General features: G+C 72.2%; 15 protein-coding genes and 1 tRNA gene. 6 read left to right on the forward strand and 10 right to left on the reverse strand.

From position 1 onward, the window contains the following. Positions 1 to 101 precede the first annotated feature (101 nt). Together ACFWRV_RS23240 and ACFWRV_RS23245 are read left to right on the forward strand one after the other, a co-directional pair. Positions 102 to 3488, forward strand: a complete 3387-nt coding sequence (locus ACFWRV_RS23240; RefSeq protein WP_384337505.1) for a S41 family peptidase — start codon at positions 102 to 104, stop codon at positions 3486 to 3488. A gap of 129 nt (positions 3489 to 3617) precedes the next feature. Then, positions 3618 to 4772, forward strand: a complete 1155-nt coding sequence (locus ACFWRV_RS23245; RefSeq protein ID WP_384337507.1) for a Rieske 2Fe-2S domain-containing protein — start codon at positions 3618 to 3620, stop codon at positions 4770 to 4772. 341 nt (positions 4773 to 5113) lie between these two features. Here the strand turns inward: ACFWRV_RS23245 and ACFWRV_RS23250 are convergent, their stop codons facing one another. The 4 genes from ACFWRV_RS23250 to ACFWRV_RS23265 all read right to left on the reverse strand — a co-directional run bounded on the left by ACFWRV_RS23250 (position 5114) and on the right by ACFWRV_RS23265 (position 8859). Beyond that, positions 5114 to 5308, reverse strand: coding sequence for a hypothetical protein (locus ACFWRV_RS23250; protein WP_384337509.1), 195 nt, complete (start codon positions 5306 to 5308; stop codon positions 5114 to 5116). Positions 5309 to 5432: 124 nt separating this feature from the next. Continuing rightward, on the reverse strand, positions 5433 to 6326 hold the full coding sequence (locus ACFWRV_RS23255) for an SDR family oxidoreductase (RefSeq protein WP_384337511.1): 894 nt from the start codon (positions 6324 to 6326) through the stop codon (positions 5433 to 5435). Next, a complete protein-coding gene (locus ACFWRV_RS23260; RefSeq protein ID WP_384337513.1) occupies positions 6323 to 7261 on the reverse strand; it encodes an alpha/beta fold hydrolase in 939 nt (312 codons plus the stop codon). The genes ACFWRV_RS23255 and ACFWRV_RS23260 overlap by 4 nt, the downstream gene beginning before the upstream one ends. After that, entirely contained in the window at positions 7258 to 8859 is a 1602-nt protein-coding gene (locus ACFWRV_RS23265; RefSeq protein ID WP_384337515.1) for a flavin-containing monooxygenase, read from the reverse strand. Before ACFWRV_RS23265 ends, ACFWRV_RS23260 begins: the two co-directional genes overlap by 4 nt. A 168-nt stretch (positions 8860 to 9027) precedes the next feature. Here ACFWRV_RS23265 and ACFWRV_RS23270 point away from each other — a divergent pair, with 168 nt between their 5' ends. Further along, entirely contained in the window at positions 9028 to 9669 is a 642-nt protein-coding gene (locus ACFWRV_RS23270) for a MerR family transcriptional regulator (protein ID WP_384337593.1), read from the forward strand. A gap of 50 nt (positions 9670 to 9719) precedes the next feature. Here the strand turns inward: ACFWRV_RS23270 and ACFWRV_RS23275 are convergent, their stop codons facing one another. Then, positions 9720 to 10535 carry an exodeoxyribonuclease III gene (locus ACFWRV_RS23275; RefSeq protein ID WP_384337517.1) on the reverse strand — a complete coding sequence of 272 codons (816 nt, stop codon included), beginning with the start codon at positions 10533 to 10535 and terminating at the stop codon, positions 9720 to 9722. Positions 10536 to 10585: 50 nt separating this feature from the next. Between ACFWRV_RS23275 and ACFWRV_RS23280 the strand changes: the two genes are divergently transcribed. Beyond that, positions 10586 to 11074, forward strand: coding sequence for a GNAT family N-acetyltransferase (locus ACFWRV_RS23280; RefSeq protein ID WP_384337519.1), 489 nt, complete (start codon positions 10586 to 10588; stop codon positions 11072 to 11074). Between the two features lie 137 nt (positions 11075 to 11211). Here ACFWRV_RS23280 and ACFWRV_RS23285 read toward each other — a convergent pair whose 3' ends face one another. Together ACFWRV_RS23285 and ACFWRV_RS23290 are read right to left on the reverse strand one after the other, a co-directional pair. After that, entirely contained in the window at positions 11212 to 11688 is a 477-nt protein-coding gene (locus tag ACFWRV_RS23285; RefSeq protein WP_384337521.1) for a GNAT family N-acetyltransferase, read from the reverse strand. A gap of 44 nt (positions 11689 to 11732) precedes the next feature. After that, entirely contained in the window at positions 11733 to 13241 is a 1509-nt protein-coding gene (locus ACFWRV_RS23290) for a sigma-70 family RNA polymerase sigma factor (protein ID WP_384337595.1), read from the reverse strand. 139 nt (positions 13242 to 13380) lie between these two features. Here ACFWRV_RS23290 and ACFWRV_RS23295 point away from each other — a divergent pair, with 139 nt between their 5' ends. Next, a complete protein-coding gene (locus tag ACFWRV_RS23295) occupies positions 13381 to 14499 on the forward strand; it encodes a multiprotein-bridging factor 1 family protein (protein ID WP_384337523.1) in 1119 nt (372 codons plus the stop codon). A gap of 60 nt (positions 14500 to 14559) precedes the next feature. Here the strand turns inward: ACFWRV_RS23295 and ACFWRV_RS23300 are convergent, their stop codons facing one another. Then, entirely contained in the window at positions 14560 to 15780 is a 1221-nt protein-coding gene (locus ACFWRV_RS23300) for a S1 family peptidase (protein ID WP_384337525.1), read from the reverse strand. Positions 15781 to 16127: 347 nt separating this feature from the next. On the opposite strand from ACFWRV_RS23300, the gene ACFWRV_RS23305 reads away from it, so the two are divergent. Continuing rightward, on the forward strand, positions 16128 to 16637 hold the full coding sequence (locus ACFWRV_RS23305) for an NUDIX hydrolase (RefSeq protein WP_384337527.1): 510 nt from the start codon (positions 16128 to 16130) through the stop codon (positions 16635 to 16637). 143 nt (positions 16638 to 16780) lie between these two features. Here the strand turns inward: ACFWRV_RS23305 and ACFWRV_RS23310 are convergent. Both ACFWRV_RS23310 and glpR read right to left on the reverse strand, forming a co-directional pair. Next, positions 16781 to 16854: transfer RNA gene (locus ACFWRV_RS23310), tRNA-Ala, on the reverse strand. 113 nt (positions 16855 to 16967) lie between these two features. Further along, a complete protein-coding gene (gene glpR / locus ACFWRV_RS23315) occupies positions 16968 to 18194 on the reverse strand; it encodes a gephyrin-like molybdotransferase receptor GlpR (RefSeq protein WP_384337529.1) in 1227 nt (408 codons plus the stop codon). Between the last annotated feature and the right edge of the window lie 121 nt (positions 18195 to 18315).

Raw genomic sequence — 18315 nt, forward strand, 5'->3', positions numbered from 1 at the left:
ACACCTGAACCGTACCCCCACCTCCCAGCGAAACGAAATCGTTTCGCTTGTGTCCTGCACCACAAGTTGCCCCGGGCCCCGCGCACCGAAAACATTGGGGGGTGAGTGACGACGTCGCGTATCTCCGTTTCCCGCACCTCCACCAGGACTTGCTGTGCTTCGCGGCCGAGGACGACCTCTGGGTCGCCCCCCTGGCCGCCGCGGGGCACCGCCCGGGACGGGCCTGGCGGGTGACCGTCGACCGGACCCGGGTCAGCCACCCACGCTTCTCGCCCGACGGCGCCTCCATCGCCTACACGACCTGGCGCACCCTGGACCCCGAGATCCACCTCGCCCCGGTGGCCGGCGGCCCGGCCCGCCGGCTCACCCACTGGGGCTCGACGGACGCCCGGGTCTGCGGCTGGAGCCCCGATCCGGGCGAGGCCTGCCAGATCCTCGCCGTGTCCTCGCACAACCAGCCGTTCTCCTACTTCTCCTGGGCCTACAGCGTCCCCACCGACGGAAGCCCCGGCGGCAGGCTCCCCTGGGGCCCGGTCTCCGACATCGCGGTCGCCGACATCGACGGCGAACGACGCACGCTGCTGCTCACCGGCACGCCCCCGCACGAACCGGCCGCCTGGAAGCGCTACCGGGGCGGGGCCATGGGCCGCCTGTGGCTGCACGGCGAGCGCCTGCTCCCGGACATCGACGGTCACCTCGCCAACCCGATGTTCGTCGGCCGCCGGATCGCGTTCCTCTCCGACCACGAGGGCGTCGGCAACCTCTACTCCTGCCGGACGGACGGCACCGACCTGCGCCGGCACACGGACCACGACGCCTTCTACGCCCGCAACGCCTCCAGCGACGGCCACCGGGTGATCTACCAGTGCGCGGGCGAGCTGTGGCTGGTGGAGGACCTGGAGTCGCCCGACGCCACCCCCCGCAGGCTGGAGGTACGCCTCGGGGGCCCGCGCACCGGCCGGCGCGTCCACCAGGTGCCCGCCGCCAGCAACGTCGACTCGCTCTCCGTCGACGAGACGGGCCGGGCCAGCGCCGTCACCGTACGCGGCAGCCTCTACTGGCTCACCCACCGCGACGGCCCCGCCCGCACCATCGCCGACACCCCCGGTGTCCGGGTGCGACTGCCGGAGATGCTCGGCAGCGGCGGGCAGGTCGCGTACGTCACCGACGCGGACGGCCCGGACGCGGTCGAGATCGCCTACTTGCCGCGCGCCAGCGGCGACCGGCCCCCGCGCAGGCTGGCCTCCGGGCTGCTGGGCCGGGTGCAGGAGATGATCTCCGACCCGGACGGCGAGCGCCTGGCCGTCGCGTCGAACGACGGCCGCCTGCTGCTCCTGGACACGGCGGAGCCGGAGACGGAGCCCTGGGAATCCGAGGCGAAGGCGCCCAGCGGCTCGACCCGCGTCGACCTGCACGCGGCCACCGGCGCGGCGACCCCGGGCAGTGCCGTGCCGATCGACGAGCACCCCGGACTCACCGAGCTGATCCGCTCGGTCAACGGCCCGGTCCGCGACCTGGCCTTCTCCCCCGACGGCGACTGGCTGACCTGGTCGCATCCGGGCGTCGGCCGCTCGCTGCGGCAGATCAAACTGGCCCGGATCTCCGGCCCCGGCGCCCCGACGATCGTCGACGTCACCAACGGCCGCTTCGAGGACGAGAACCCGGTCTTCACCGACGACGGCCGCTATCTCGCCTTCCTCTCCTGGCGCGGCTTCGACCCGGTGTACGACGTCCACACCGGTGACCTGTCCTTCCCGCTCGGCTGCCGCCCGTACCTGGTCCCGCTCTCCTCGGCGACCCCCTCCCCCTTCGCCCTCTCGCCCGACGGCCGCCCGGCGGCGGGCGGCCTGGACCCGGTGGACGTGCCGGAGGGAGGTACGTCGGAGGGGTCCACGGTGATGGTGGAGTTCGAGGGCCTGGAGAGCCGGGTGACGCCGTTCCCGGTCTCCGCCTCCAAGTACTCGGCGCTCGCTCCGGTGAGCGGCGGCGGGCTGGTCTGGCTGCGCTGGCCGATCTCGGGGGCGCTGGGCGAGACGTTCGCGAACCCGGCCGACATGTCGGGGCGGCCCACCCTGGAGCACTTCAACATCGCGAAGGCCCGCAGGACCGAACTGGTCGACCACCTCGACTGGTTCGCGGTCAGCGGCGACTCCTCGCGCCTGGTCGTGATGGACGACGGCGAACTGCGCGCCGTACCCGCCACCGAACCGGGCGACGGCGACACCACGGTCTTCCTGGACCTGCGTCGCATCCTGCACGAGGTCGACCCCGGGGCGGAGTGGCGGCAGGCGTACGGCGAGGCGGGCCGCATCATCCGCGCCTACTTCTGGGAGCCGGACATGTGCGGCATCGACTGGAACGGGGTGCTGAACCAGTACCGCCCGCTGGTCGAACGGGTCGCCTCCCCCGACGAGTTCGCGGATCTGCTGCGCGAGGTGCTGGGCGAGCTGGGCACCTCGCACGCGTACGTCTCCCCCGCCCGCCGCAACGAGGGCCCGCCGCACTACCAGCGGGCGATCGGCCTCCTGGGCGCCAACCTGGTCTGCCGGGACGGGGCGTGGACCATCCAGCGCATCCTGCCCGGCGACTCCTCGGACTCCAAGGCGCGTTCGCCGCTGGCGGGCACGGGGATCAGGGAGGGCGCGGTCCTCACCCACGTCGACGGCCGCCCGGTGGACCCGGTGGCGGGCCCGTACCCGCTGCTGACGGCGGCCGGCGGCACCACGGTCGAGCTGACGTTCTCCCCGGCGGGCGGGGGCCCGTCACGCCGGGTGGCGATCATGCCCCTGGTCGACGAACGCCCGCTGCGCTACCAGGACTGGGTGGCCAAACGCCGCGACGTCGTACGGGAGTTGAGCGGCGGCAAGTGCGGCTACCTGCACATCCCGGACCTGGGCGGCTCCGGCTGGGCCCAGTTCAACCGGGACCTGCGCCTGGAGGTGGCGCGGCCCGCGCTGATCGTGGACGTACGGGGCAACGCGGGCGGCCACATCAGCGAGCTGGTCGTGGAGAAGCTCACCCGTACGATCCTGGGCTGGGACCTGACCCGCAACGCGCAGGCGGTCAGCTACGCCTCCAACGCGCCGAGGGGCCCGGTGGTCGCCCTGGCCGACGAGGCGACCTCCTCGGACGGCGACATGATCACCGCCGCGTTCCGGCTGCTGAAGCTGGGGCCGGTGGTGGGCCAGCGCACGTGGGGCGGCGTGGTCGGCATGACCGGCCGCCACCGGCTGGGCGACGGCACGTCGATCACGGTGCCGATGAACGCGGCCTGGTTCGACACGTACGGCTGGTCGGTGGAGAACCACGGCGTCGAACCGGACGTGGAGGCCCTGCGCACCCCGCTGGACTGGGCGGAGGGCCGGTACGCGGTCCTGGACGACGCGGTCCGCCTGGCACTGGAGCTGCTGGCCGCGCACCCGGCGGCGACCCCACCGTCGTACGACACGGCCCCGGATCTGCGCAGGCCGCCGCTGCCGCCGCGGTGACCGCGGGGCGAGCCGGCCCCGGAATCCCCCGGGCGCGCGGGTAAAGCACCCGTCCGGTCGTCCCGGGCGGGCGCCCGTCCTCCGGCGGCGGCCAGGATGGAAGGGGCTGCCCACGGACGAGGGAGTGGTATGACCGAGAACGGCTCGGACAAGGTCGCGGACGGCCGGCCCCGGGAGGACCCGCATCCGCTCTCCGGCCGGCCCGACCTGCGGCGGGTCGGGGCGAACCCGGACTTCTGGTACCCGGTCGCCCTCTCCCGGAGCGTGCGCGGCGGGCAGGTGGCCGCGGCCGTGTTCGCCGGCGAGCGCATCGCGCTCTACCGCGCCCGAAGCGGTGCCGTCCATGCGCTGGAGGACCGGTGCGCCCACCGGCAGGTGCCGCTGAGCATGGGGGTCGTGGACGGCGAGACGCTCCGCTGCTGCTATCACGCCTGGGCCTACCGGGGCGACGGCCGCATCTCGCAGATCCCGTACCTCTCCAAGGGCGACGCCCGGCCGCCGCGCGGCGTGCGCGCCTACCCGGTACGCGAGGCGTACGGCCTGGTGTTCGTCTTTCCGGGCGCCCCGGAGAAGGCCGAGGTCACCGCGCTGCCCGACGTGCCCGCCTTCGCCTCGCCGGCGTACAGGACGATGACGTTCTCCCGGACCGTGCGCTGCCACTACTCGTTCATGCACGAGAACCTGCTCGACATGAACCACCAGTTCCTGCACCGGGGCGTGGTCGGCAAGCTCCAGCCCAAGCTGCTGGGATACGAGAGCGGCCCGACGTCGGTGGAGGCCCGCTACCTGTTCACCCACACCGGCGGCAAGCGCAACCGCAGCGCGAGCCTGCTCGCCGCCGAGGGCCTGGGCGGCCAGGCCTCCAGCGACGTCATGACCATCCGTACCGCGTACCCCTACCAGACGCTGGACCTGGTCCCGGAGAAGGCCGACCACCCGGCGCTGCGCCTCTGGGCGGTGTACGTCCCCGAGGACGCGGAGCAACGCGTCTGCCACGCCTACGGCTTGCTGATGATCGAGAAGCCGAGGATTCCCGTGGCCCTGAACGTGGCCTGGCCGTTCATCCGGCACTTCACCGAACGGGTCTTCGCGGAGGACCGCACGGCCGTCGAAGCCGAACAGCGAGCCTGGGACGAGCAGGGCGAGGACCGCAACCACGAGGTCTTCTCCCTGATCCTGGACGTCCGCGACGTACTCCGCACGAACGGGGTCCCGCTCGCTCCCCGCCCCTCGGCCAACTCCCGCCTCTGCGAGGGCCGGACGAGCGAGGACCTGATGCCCTGACCCGGACCGCGCGGGGCCCTATCGAGCCCGTCCGGCGCTTGAGGCCATCTTTCCCAGCCCGTCCGGCGCTTAAGGACTCCCCTCCCAGCCCGAGCCCGACACCCTTCACCCCGCCCGACACCCCCAGCCCGCCCGGCGCTTGAGGGCATCCTTCCCAGCCCGCCCGGCGCTTGAGGGCATCCCTTCCAGCCCGTCCGGCGCTTGAGGACATCTTTCGACCTCGCCCCGGCGGGACCGGACCGCACAAGAAGGAGGCGTACCCGGCAACCCGGGTACGCCTCCTGACGCGACGCGCACGCACGCGCAAACCGCAGCCCGCACGCGTCACACCTCAACGACCGTCAACGGTCAAAACGCTCGCGCGCCTGGTCCTTCGCGCCCTGGGCACGGTCCTTCATGCCCGAGGAGGAGTCCGGCCGCTGGTCGCGAGCCCGGGAGGCCCGGTCCTGAGCCTCGTCCTTGCCCTGACCGGCCTTCTGCTTGGCCTGGTCGGCGAGCTCCTGCGCCTTGTCCTTGAACTGGTCTGCGATACCCATGCTGTTCACTCCTGTGGTGGGTGTGGGGATGGCCCCCAGCGGGGCCGTGCTCAGCGTTACACGCCCCGACATCCCGCGCATTTCGGACCGCTACCCACCGTGACACGCGGCCCGCCCACCCCCACTACGCCCGGTCCGCACGCTCCGCCCGCACGTCCTGGTCCGCCGCTCCACCGGCCCCCACCAGCCCCTTGGACACGGTGTGCAGGCGCGGTTCGAAGCGCCGCATCTCGCGCTGTCCGCCGATCGCGATGACCGAGGGCAGATAGCCCCGGACCGACTGCATCCCGCGCAGCCACCACTGGGCGTACACATGCGGGGAGCGCCGCGCGATGCCGTCCACGATCCGGTCGACGGCCGGACCCAGCGGGTACGTGCGGTTCATCGGCCACGGCAGCCGCTGCCGCAGCTCGCGCATCACCTCGTCCTCGTCCGCGCCGCGCACCATGTCGGTGTCGGTCCAGGAGAGGTAGCCGACGCCCACCTTGACGCCCTTGTAGCCGACTTCCGCGCGCAGGCTGTGCGCGAAGGCCTCGACGCCCGACTTGGACGCGCAGTACGCGGTCATCATCGGAGCCGGGGTGATCGCGGCCAGCGACGCTATCTGGAGGAAGTAGCCGCGGCTCTCCATCAGCACCGGCAGGAAGGCCCGCCCGGTGACCGCGCCGCCGATGAGGTTGACCTCGATGACCCGGCGCCAGGCGTCCGGGTCGGAGTCGACGAACGGGCCGCCCGAGGCGACGCCCGCGTTGGCGACGACCACGTCGACCTTGCCGAACCGCTCCTTGACCTCGCGCGCCACCCGCGCCATCGCCTCGTGGTCGGTGACGTCGGCGAACCAGTGGTCGCTCTCGCCGTGCAGCCGCTCGGAGACGTGCTTCAGCTCGTCCGGCTCCAGGCCGACCAGGGCGAGGGTCGCCCCGCGCGCGGACAGTTTGCGGGCCAGCAGTTCGCCCACGCCCCGGGCCGCGCCGGTGACGACGACGACCTGGCCCTCCAGATTCCGCTTGCCGCTCATGCGACATCCTCCTTCTGCGCCGTGGCGGCCGCCCCCGTGGCGACGTACCGGTTGACCAGCTCCCTGAGCTTCGCCGTGACGGCCTCGGGGGCCTCCACCGGCGTCATGTGCCCCGTGCCCGTCAGCTCGGTCAGGCCGAGGCCGACCGGCAGGGCGGCGGCGATGGCCCGCGCGTGGACCGGCGGGGTCAGCCGGTCGTCCGTGCCGGCGATGACCGCGGTCGGCACCCGCAACTGCCGTACGCCCGCCGCGAGATCCAGGTCGGAGAGCACATGGCCCCACTCCACCCTCGCGCGGCGCGGGCAGGCGTGCACGATCCGGGCGCAGGCGTCGACCCGGTCCGGAGCCGAACCCGTCCCCATCGTCGCGTACTTGAGGATCTTCCGGGAGACCGGGTTCACCGGCCCGAGGGGTGCCTTCGCACCCAGTACGGCGGTGGTGAGCCGGGTCCGCAGCGCACCCGCGCGCAGCGGCAGGACCAGGGCCTCGGCGGTCAGCCGCGTACTGCCGGTGGAACAGAGCAGGACGGCGGCGGCGTGCTCGCGCACTCCGGGACGGGCGGCGGCCGCCATCACGGCCATTCCGCCCATGGAGTGCCCGGCGAGCACCGCCTTGCGGCCCGGGGCGAGCGTCCCGGTGAGGACCGCTTCGAGGTCGTCGGCGAGCGCGTTGGTGCTGTATCCGCCGGGGCCGGGCTCGGGGGTGAGCCCGTGGCCGCGCTGGTCGTAGGCGATGACGCGGTGGTCGGCGGCCAGGTCCCGGATCTGGGCGTCCCAGAAGCGGATGTTGCAGGTCCAGCCGTGGGCCAGGACGACGGCGGGCGCGTCCTCGGGGCCGTGCAGTTCGACGTGGATCCGCGCGCCGTCGGCCGACCGTACGGTCAACTCGGCGGCGGGCACGGGCGGAACGACGTCGCGGTGCAGGAGGCGGCTCATCGTGCGGCCTCCTCGGCGACGGGCCCGGCTTCCGATGCGGCGGCGGTCACGGTCTCGCGGTCGGTGCGGCCGGGCTGCTCGGGGACGCGTCCGGTCCCGGCGGCCCGCTGTGCTCCGCCCGCGACGCCCGCCCGGACGACGTCGTACTCCGCGAGGTCCACCGACCGGGTCTGCCGCCGGAACTCCCCCGTCGTACCCGGCCAGACGGTGGTGTTGCGGCCGGCCGCGTCCAGGTACCAGCTGGTGCAGCCGCCGGTGTTCCACACCGTGCGCTTCATCCTCTGCTGGACCCGGTCGTTCCACGCGGTGACGGAGACGGCCCGGGCGTCGAGCGCTGCGCGGCCGCCCAGCACGTTCAACTGCCGGAGATAGTCGGCCATGTAGTTCAGCTGGGACTCGATCATCAGGATCATGGAGGAGTTGCCGAGCCCGGTGTTGGGGCCGATGATCGTCATCCAGTTGGGGAACCCGGAGGCGGTCGCGCCGCGCAGCGAGTTCATCCCGTCCTTCCACGTCTCGGCGAGGGTCAGGCCCTCCGCGCCGACGACCCGCTCGGCGATCGGCATGTCCGTCACATGGAAGCCGGTGCCGAAGATGATCGCGTCGACCTCGGCCTCGGTGCCGTCGGCGGCGACGACGGTGGAGCCGCGGACCTCGCTCAGCCCGGAGGCGACCACGTCCACATTGGGCTGGGCGAGCGCCGGGTAGTACGTGCTGGAGAGCAGGATCCGCTTGCAGCCGATGCGGTAGTCGGGGGTCAACTTGGCCCGCAGAGCAGGGTCCTTGATGGCCCGCGCCATGTTGGACTTGGCCACCGTCTCCACCAGGCCCAGCTGGTCGGGGTGCTTGGTGAAGGCGCTGACCTGCAACTCCCGTATGCCCCACAGCAGTCCACGGCGAGCCGTGCCCGTGGCAGGTATCGCCCGGTGGAGCGCACGCTCGGCCTTGCTGATCGTGCGGTCCATCCGCGGCATGACCCACGGCGGGGTGCGCTGGAAGAGCGTGAGCTTCGCGGTCTTCGGCTGTATCGCGGGAACGATCTGGATCGCGGACGCGCCGGTGCCGACCATCGCGACGCGCTTGCCGGCCAGGTCGTAGTCGTGGTCCCAGCGCGCGGAGTGGAAGACCTTGCCGGGGAAGGAGTCGAGCCCGGGAATGTCGGGCGTCCTGGGGTCGGAGAGCGGTCCGGTGGCGGAGACGACGACGTCCGCGCGCAGGACGGAGCCGTCAGCCGACTCGATCACCCAGGACAGGTTCTCCTTGTCCCAGCTCATCAGCTTCACCTCGTGGTTCAGCCTGATGTGCGGGCGGAGCCCGAAGGTGTCGGCGACGTGCTCCAGGTAGGCCCGGATGTGCTCCTGGCCGGAGAAGGTGCGCGGCCAGTCCGGGTTGGGCGCGAACGAGAAGGAGTAGAGGTGGGACGGTACGTCGCAGGCGCAGCCGGGATAGCTGTTGTCGCGCCAGGTGCCGCCCACCGAGTCGGCGCGCTCCAGGACGACGAAATCGGTGATGCCTTCGCGGCGCAGCCGGACAGCGGCCCCCAGGCCCCCGAATCCGGTTCCGATCACCGCCACACGTACGTGCTCCTGCTGGGCCATGCTGCCGCCTCCCGCGGTACGTCACGCGACTCCGCCAGCAATCACTGGCATGGTTCGGAGAGTAGAGCAGGACCGTACTGATGGGTAGGGGGCGGACCGAGGAAAGTTACCGGCGGTACAACATAGGGTGCCCCTGTGGCTGAAGGACGCGAGCACCGCGAATACCGCATGGAGGAGCTGGCCAAGGAGGCCGGCATCACCGTGCGGACCCTGCGCTTCTACCGCGAGCGCGGACTGATCCCGCCACCTCGCCGCGAGGGCCGCATCGCCTGGTACGACGACCACCACCTGGCCCGGCTGCGGACCATCGCGGGCCTGCTGGAGCGCGGCCACACCCTCAACGGCATCGCCGACCTGGCGGCCACTTTCGAGAGCGGCCGCGATGTCGCCGAGGTGCTGGGCCTGGGCGAACCGACCGAGGAGACCCCGGTCCGCCTCACCCCGGAGCAGCTCGCGGACTACTTCGAGGGCGAGGTCACGCCAGAGAACCTCGCCACCGCACTGGACCTGGGCTATCTCGCCACCGACGGGGACGAGATCGTGCACATCAGCCGCCGCCTCCTGGAGGTGTCGGCCGAGCTCGTACGGGAAGGGGTGCCGCTGTCCACGGTGCTCTCCTCGGGCCGCCGCGTCCGCGAGCACGCGGACGCGCTCGCCGAAATCTTCGTACGCGTACTGCATGCCCACACCCAGGAGACCGAACCCGCCCAACTGCGGCCCCTGGCCCGCGCGGTGGTGGACGCCGAGCTGTCGATGGCCCTGGACCGGAGACTGCGCCGCGAGGACGGCACACAGCCTCCGAAGGCGTAACAGCCCAGGCCGCCCGGGCCACCCGCCCGGGCCCCCCTGGGCTCCCGGGACTACCGCTCGTAGACGACCGTCACCGGCGCGTGGTCGCTCCAGCGCTCGCCGTGCGTGGCCGCCCGCTCCACCCAGGCCTTCACCGCACGCCCGGCCAGCCCCGGGGTCGCCATCTGGTAGTCGATGCGCCAGCCGCTGTCGTTGTCGAAGGCGCGCCCCCGGTACGACCACCAGCTGTACGGGCCCTCGGCATCCGGGTGCAGCCCCCGCACGACGTCCACGTACGCGGCCTCCTCCAGGACCCGGGTCAGCCAGGCGCGCTCCTCGGGGAGGAAGCCGGAGTTCTTGCGGTTGGCCTTCCAGTTCTTCAGGTCGGCCTCCTGGTGGGCGATGTTCCAGTCGCCGCAGACCACGACCTCGCGCCCGTCCGCCGCCGCCCGGCCTTTCAGACCCTGGAGGTAGGGCAGGAAGGCGGCCATGAAGCGCTCCTTCTCGTCCTGCCGCTCGGTGCCGACCTCGCCGGAGGGCAGGTACAGGCTCGCGACGGTCACACCGGGAAGGTCGATCTCGACATACCGGCCGCTCGCGTCGAACTCCTCAGCGCCGGGAATCCCGAACCCGCCGAAGCCGGTCTGAACCCGCTCGGGGGCCTGCCGCGAATAGAGCGAGACCCCGGCGCGCCCCTTGGCGGCGGCGGGCGCGTGGACGGTGTGCCACCCTTCGGGGGTGCCCACGCCTTCGGGCAGCTGGGCGAGCTCGGCCCGCACTTCCTGGAGGCAGACCACATCGGCGTCGGTCCCCGCCAGCCACTCGACGAAGCCCTTCTTGGCGGCGGCGCGGAGCCCATTAACATTCACAGAAGTAACGGTCAGCATCCCCGAACAGTACCTACTCCGCCCCCACGCACAGATATACGATACTCAGCATGCTTATTCATTCTCGGCCCTTCGACCACCCCGACGCCGTCAAACTCAATGACCAGGTGCAGCTCGAATACGCCGAGCGCTACGGCGACGAGGGCGACGTCACACCGCTCGACCCGTCGATGTTCGTCCCGCCGCACGGTCTGTATCTGCTCGCCTACGACGAGCGGGACCGCCCGGTGGCGACCGGCGGCTGGCGGACCCAGAACCTCAATGCCGACGGCTACGAGGACGGCGACGCCGAGATCAAGCGGATGTTCGTGATCCCCGAGGGCCGAGGCCGGGGCCTGGCCCGACGGATGCTCGCCGCCCTGGAGGAGAGCGCCCGGGACGCGGGCCGGACCAGGATGGTCCTGGAGACCGGCGACCAGCAGCCCGAGGCCGTCGCGCTCTACACCTCGTGCGGCTACACCGTCTGCGAGGTGAAGTTCGGCCACTACCGGACGTACGACAGCAGCATCTGCATGGCCAAGCCGCTGCGGCAGCCGTAGCGGGCGGGGGTCAGCGCACCCGCGCGACCCCCGCGGAGAACCCGCTGCACTGCTGGGCGGGCGCGGGACGGGGCCTGCTGGTGTCGATCGGGGCGCGCCGCGCGGCGGACGTCACCGGACCCGGACGCGGCGGTTGGTCACCCACTCCGGCCGAGCACCAGGACCACGTGCTCGTCCTCGCCGTGCCGCACCGTGCCCGTCGCCGTGAACCCGCACTTCTCCAGCAGGCGTACCGAGCCGGTGTTGCCGACAACGGGGTCCGCGTACAGCGGGCGGGCCGTCTCCCGCTCCAGGAACGCGGTCAGCGCCCGCGTTCCGATGCCCCGGCCCCAGTACGCGCGGCCGAACCAATAGCCGATGAAGCGCCGGTCCTCCTCCCACCAGGCCACGATGCTCCCCGCCGTCTCTCCGTCCACGACGACCGTCTGCACGAAGTTGGCGGGATCCCCCAGCACCCGCGTCTTCCAGTGCGTCATGAACGCGTCCCGCTCCCGCGGCGTGAAGCGCGATCTCCGGACCGCCTCCGGGTCGTGCTCGTAGGCGAGAAACGCCTCCAGGTCCGCTGCGACGACATCCCTGAGCACGACATCCGTGAACTGCGCGCTGTCTCCCATGCCGACCGAGTCTGGCACCCGCCACTGACAATCGGCCCGTTCGCTCACCTCGGGGTGGCCAGCACCTGGGTCCAGTAGGGGCCGCGCGGGGAGTCGGCGATGCCCACGCCGACGTGGACGAAGTCGCAGTTGAAGATGTCGTCGTCGCGGCCGGGACTGTTGCGCCACTCCTCGACGACCGCGGCCGGATCGCTCATGCCGGTCGCGATGGTCTCCCCGACGGCCGACCAGTCGTAGCCCGTGGCGCCCACCCGGTCGCCCGCGCCCCGGCCCGAGGAGTCGGTGTGGTCGAAGTAGTTCCGCGCGGCCATGTCCTCCGAGTGCCGCTGGGCGACCTCGGTCAGCCGGGGGTCGGTCTCCAGCTCCGGGCAGCCGTTCGCGGCGCGCAGGGTGTTGACCCGGGTGACCACACGGGCGTCCGGGCCCGGACGCGCTTCGGCGGGCTCGGGCGCGGGCGGTGCGGAGGGCTCCGGGGAGGCGGCGGGCGGCCGGGAGGCGGCCGTACGGCTCGGCGAGGGGGAGGGCGAGGTCGCGGACGGCGTGGGCAGCGGCTCGGCCGGGGCGGCCGCGGGCGGCGGGGGCGCGGGGCTGTACGTGACGCCCCCGCCCCGGGATTCGGTCGGGGCGGGGGCGGAGGGCCAGATCAGTACGGCGAGGGCGGTCACGGCGGCCGCCCCGGCTATCAGCCCCGCCGCCTTCCCGGCCGAGAACGCGGCCGGGGCGGAGTGGGCGGCGGCCGAGGAAGCGGTGGCCGGGGCGGCCGAGGAGGCGACGGCCACCGCCGCCTGCTGCCCGCTGTCGTAGAGCGGCACCACGAGCGCGAGCCCGGAGAGGAGGCCCTCCGGCGGCACCAGCCCCGCACTGCCGTCGGAGCAGGAGGCGCAGCCCCGGACATGGCGGGCGATCCGCTTGCGCCACAGCGGCGTCGGCGTACCGTCCCAGTCGCCCAGCAGGTCCTCCAGGGCCGGGCAGCGGGGGTCGGAGGCCAGGGCCCGGACGACCGCGCGGCCGACGTCCAGCTGGTTCTTCACCCGCTGGACGCGAACGGCGGCGTGCTGCGGGGACAGGCCGAGCGCCTCGGCCAGCTCGGACCGGGTGAGGTCGCCGGTCGTCTCCAGCCACCACAGGGACAGGACATCGCGCTCGGCTCCGTCCAGCCAGCGGGTCGCCTCGGCCGTCTCGCGGCGCTGCCCGGAGAGTTCCAGGCGCAGGATCGTCAGGTCGACGAAGTCGGCGGCGGGGTCGGCGGGCTCCTCGGTCGCCTCCAGCGGGGCGGGGCGGTGGCCGAGGTGGGACCAGCGGCTGCGGACCTGGTTCATGGCGATGGCGACGAGCCAGGAGCGGAAACGGGACGGATCGCGCAGCGAGGGCAGGCCGGAGAGCGCGCGGAGCATGGTCTCCTGCACCACGTCGTCCACGTCCGGATGGCCGTTGAGGGCGCGCCCGACGACGTTGTAGACGAGCGGCAGGTACTGGGCGGCCAGCCGGTCCCCGGCGGCCCGGTCGCCGTTCCTCGCCGCGATGACCAGAGCGGTGCTGTCCACGCCGTTCACGCCCTTCGTTCGGTCCGCCACCGGAATGTGGGACAGGTCACCCCTGGGGGTTTTGTTATCCGCCCCCGGTCCGGTGGTCAACCAGTATGCGGGGGCCGGCAGGCCGTCCCGCCGAGAGAGTGCCGGGAACGGGAGGGACATGTCGAGCGATACGGACACCGACGAGGCGCGCGCCACCGGTCCGGGCTCCACCGGAGCGCAGACCACCAAGGCGCAAGCCACCCCCGCGCAGCACGCCGAGGCCATCACCACCCCGGCGCGGCACGCCGAGGCACACGTCACCGCGGCGCGGACGGGCGAGGCCATCACCACCTCGGCCCTGCACGCGGCGGCGACCGGCGCCGACACCTTCCCCGGCGTCCTGCGGGAGGCGCTGAACCGCCGCGGGCTCTCCCTGGAGCGGGTGAGCGAACGGCTCAGGGTGCGCGGCATCACCATCAGCCAGGCCACCCTCAGCAGCTGGCAGCGCGGCCGCAGCCAGCCCGAACGGGCCCGGTCCCTGCGGGCCGTGGACGTGCTGGAGGAGATCCTTGAGCTGCCCGCGGGAGCCCTGCGCTCGCTGCTCGGCCCGCGCCGCCCGCGCGGCCGGATCACTCCACCCGGCGCGGAGGGGGCGGCGCTCCAGATCCTCGGGGAGGACTCGGTGGTGGAGAAGGCGCTCGGCGCGCGCTTCCGCCACTTCAACCAGGAGACCAGCTCGCTGATGGTCCACGACATCGTGCGGGTCGGCGAGAGCGGCACGCTGAGCGGGATCTCCACCACGAACGTCCTGCGGGCCAGCCGGGCGGGGGCCGACCGGGCGATCTTCGTGCTCAGCTTCGACGACGAGGCGGCCGAGCCCGTCGACATCAAGGTCACCTGCGGCCGCCTCGCCGATGCCACGTACCTGAAGGGGCTCAAGTCCCTGGTGCTGGAGATCCACTTCGGCCGGGAGCTGGCCAAGCTGGACACCACGGTGGTCAGTTACGCGGTCGAGGTGAGCCCCTCCGAGACGCCGGCCACGCACTACGAGCGCTGGTCGCGGACGAACCTCCACGAATACCTCCAGCAGGTCTTCTTCCACCCCGGCGCCCTGCCGGCGGACTGCCACCGCTACGTCCGGGAGAAGGTCGGCGCCCCGCCCCGCGGCCGGCGGCGCATCCCGCTGAGCGACGCGCACGACGTCCATGTGCTGACCTCCCGGTGCAAGCCCGGCGTCCACGGGGTGGCGTGGGAGTACGGAACGGGAACAGGTGGAACGGGAGACCGCCCAGGATGAGTGGACGGTCTCCCGCGTCTGGGGGGTGGCCTTTTCTGCCGGTCTGTTCCTGCGGTGGGGCTACTTGGTGTTGAGCGTCAGCCCGTAGTACGCGAGGGCGTCGTCGAGCGGCTGGAAGTAGGACGAGCCGGGCGAGTTGACCTGGCCGTTGCAGCGCTGGTTGCTGGGACCGCCGGACGTCATGCCCTGGGCCTGGTCACCGGAGATGTACGCGCCCCCGCTGTCCCCTCCCTGGGTGCAGACGCTGGAGCTGGCCAGCCCGGTCACGACGGTGTCCGGGCCGCCGTTCTGGTCGGTGTAGGTGACGCTGACGTTGTACGAACCGACTTTGCCGCAGGTCCAGTTGGTGGTCTGGCCGGACTTGCAGAGCGCCGCGCCGGCGGGGGCCCGCTTGCTGCCCTTGACCGGGACGGTGCCGGCCTTGCCGTACGTGGTGACGTCGAGGCCGATCGAGTTGCCGGAGTCGACGGCCGCGATGCCCATGTCGACGCTGCGGGTGCCGAGCGCGAACCGGGTGTCGGTGCCCTTGGCGAACCGGGTGCCGTTGTAGGCCAGTTCGGGCAGGTCCTCGATGCAGTGCCCGGCGGTCACGAGCACCTGCTTGCCGCTGCGGTCCTTGGCGCCGTAGCCGACGGAGCAGAGGTAGCCGTTGAAGGTCATCCGGCTGCCGGGCGGAACGACGGCCTGGGTCTCCAGCTTCTCCTGGCCCTTCACGACGCGCACGGCGTCGCCGTTGCTCTGGGCGGCCTTGAGGAAGCTGCGGGTTGCGGCGTCGGAATCGCCGTTGACCTCGACGGTCACGGTGTCCGACGCGAGGTCGACGGACCACGCGGACACCCCGGCCGGGGCGCTCTTGAGCGCCTTGGCGTCGAGCCGGGCCTTGATGCGGTCCAGCTCGCTCTCGCCACGCTCGGGGACCCGGACCTTGAGACCCGCGGCCCGGACGTCCTTCGCCGCCTCGGCGTCGGCGGCGTTGACGACCAGCGAACCGTCCTTGGCGAAGAAGGCCCCGAGCGTCTCGACCCGGTCCTTCCGCAGCTCCGCGAACCGGTCCTGCTGCTCGGCCTCGCGGTCCAGCCGCTGCACTGCGGCCTTCTCGCTGACGCCCAGGGTGGTGGCGAGCGCCTTGACCATCTCCGGCTGGTACGCCGGAGCCGCTGCGGGCGCCGAAGGATCCTCCGTCGTACCGGCGTAGGCCCCTGTGGCGACTCCGGCCGACAGAAGGGCGCCGATCGAGGCGGCCACGATGTATCTGCGCGCGTTCTTCTTTCCGTGCTTCACGCGATTCCTTCCGCTACGCAGGCGAGCGTCCAGACAATGGGGGGGGTGGCCACACCGCGCCTGGGGAAGCGCGATGTGTTCCATGGACACTGCCCGGCGGCGATGACATGTTCCTGTCGCCGCGCCTCGAACTCTGGCGCAGCCGTAACTGCCGCGACAAGAAGCGACGGTGGGGCTTTTTTCTACAGAACTGGCCGAGAACTGTAGAAAAATCGACCGGCCGTTCACGGCACCGCAACCAGCCGGACCTGCGCAACCCCCCTCGACGGCCGCCACGACGATACGGGCGGCCTTCGACCGCGTGAATCGCTGGCACCGGACGGAGCGGGTGATGAAGTATCAAGCACATGAGCGAACTTGTGGACCATGTCGACGAACACGACCGGGTCATCGGCGTGGTGCGCAGAAACGAAGCTGTGGCCAACGGATTGCTGTACCGCATGTCCATGGTGCTGTGCCGGGACGAGACCGGCCGCTATCTCGTACACCGTCGGCCCGAGAACAGCTCGCGCTTTCCCGGCGAGTACAGCTGGCTGGTGGCCGGTGCCGTGGGGGCGGGCGAATCGTACGAGGCAGCCGCCGGCCGTGAACTCCATGAGGAAATGGGAGTCCGGGCACCGGTCCGCCCGCTGTTCAAGTTCCTTTGCCGAGGCGAGCTGAGCCCCTACTGGTTCGCGGTGTACGAAACGACCGTGAACCACGAACGGGTAGCTCCGCGGGTGGCCGAAGTGGCCTGGCACGGCTGGCTGTCCGGCACCGAGTTGAAGCAGGCGATGACGGGCTGGAAGTTCGTCTCGGACAGCCGCGACGCCTACGGCCGCTATCTGCGGCTGCCCACGGACACCACACCGCTCTGACCCACACCGCTCTGGCTTCTGGGCACCCGCTGCTTCACGCATCCGCATCGCGCGAAGCCTGAAACCACGAAATCCCGCCCGGTCGAGATGACCGGACGGGATTTCGTCGACCGCCCCCGAGCTGGCTCGTGAACGGCTCGCTGTGGACCTGTGGGGATTTGAACCCCAGACCCCCTCGATGCGAACGAGGTGCGCTACCAGACTGCGCCACAGGCCCTTGCGACGTGTGAAACTCTAGCACCCTCACGGGGGTGCTTGGAAATCCGTTCCTCCGCTGGTCAGCGGTGTCGGGTCTCCCGGACCCCCGGGCGCCCCCGGCCCCCCGCGGTCTCACTCATTGGCCGCACGGGGCCGGTCCTCGTCGTCGTACTGGTCGAAGAGCGGGGTCCGGCCCCGGTCGCGGTTGCGGCGGGACGGGTTCGTGCGCTGGCGCGGGGCCGGGTCGACCGCCGGGGCCGTCGGGTGCGACGTGCCCGTCTGGGAGGGCTCGGCGGTGCTGGAGCGGGCCGCGCTCCAGGTCTCCGGATCACCGACCTCCACCCCGCCCGTGGCCCGCGGGGCGACGGGCGCGGTGACATAAGTGGGCAGCGGTACGGGAACGGGCTCCCAGCTGTCGCCCTGGACGCGGCCGCGTTCGCGCTGCTGGTCCACCCACTCCGCGTGGTCCGTCTGCTCGACGAGGGCGCGTCGCCCGGCCTCCTGGGGGGAGACCGTGGGGGTCGGCTCCGGCTCCGGGTGGTGGGCTTCGGAGTCGTCGTCGGGCTCGGCGGGAGCCGGGGCCGTGGGCTGGTGCCTGCGCGGGCGGTTCTCGCGCAGCCGCTGCGCCGCGTCCTCGGCCCGACGGCGGTCCATCGTGAAGGCGAACCGTCGGCGTTCCTGGGAGCGCAGATGCACGATGTACGTGCTCAGCAGGACGGCGGGGACGGCGGGGGCCCACAGGAAGCCGAGGCCGCCGACCGCCGCGACGATCGCCCCGAGGGTGAAGGCCAGGAAGAGGACGACGGTGGTCCGCCTGCGCCGTGCCAGGACCTGGGAGCGCTGGGCACGCCGGGCCCGCTCGGCGTCGGCCGCGCCGGAGCGCGGGCGTCGCTGCGCGGGGGGCACGTGTTCCGCGGGGCGCTCGCCGGACCGGCGTTCGTGCGCCTGACGGTCCGGGGGCTGACGGTCCGGGGGCTGATGCCCCGCCCGCCGGTCGTGCGCCGGGCGGTCGGACGCCTGGTGGCCCGGTGCGCGCTCGGGAGCGTGCGCGGGGTCGCTCATTCTGGCTTCCGTGTGCGCCGGAGGCGCGGCAAAGGCCCGGACGTCCACGGATTCCGTACGGTCCGTTTCCCTGTCCGGGTCGACGTCGGGCCCCGCCTCCTCGGCGGTGCGCTCCCGCAGCTCCTTGGCGTAACGGCGCTCCATCGCCGCCCGTCCGGACAGCAGCCGGATGGCGGTGCTGAAGCGTTCCGTCGGACGGGCTTCGTTGAGCTCGTCCTGCCTGCGGAGCCACATCGGCACCAAGTAGGCGGCCCAGGCCCCGACGATGACTGCGTAGATGAGGCCGCTGCTGCTCACGCTCACACCGTAGAGGGGTTTGCGCGGAAGGATCCGCCAATTGGCCCGGTGTGTCGCACGATCCGGCTGATATCACGGACTTTTTTTGTGATTGTTCGGATCAACAGCCACCGATAGCCCG

The sequence above is a fragment of the Streptomyces sp. NPDC058576 genome (assembly GCF_042718715.1).
In the GTDB taxonomy this organism is placed as follows: Bacteria; Actinomycetota; Actinomycetes; order Streptomycetales; family Streptomycetaceae; genus Streptomyces.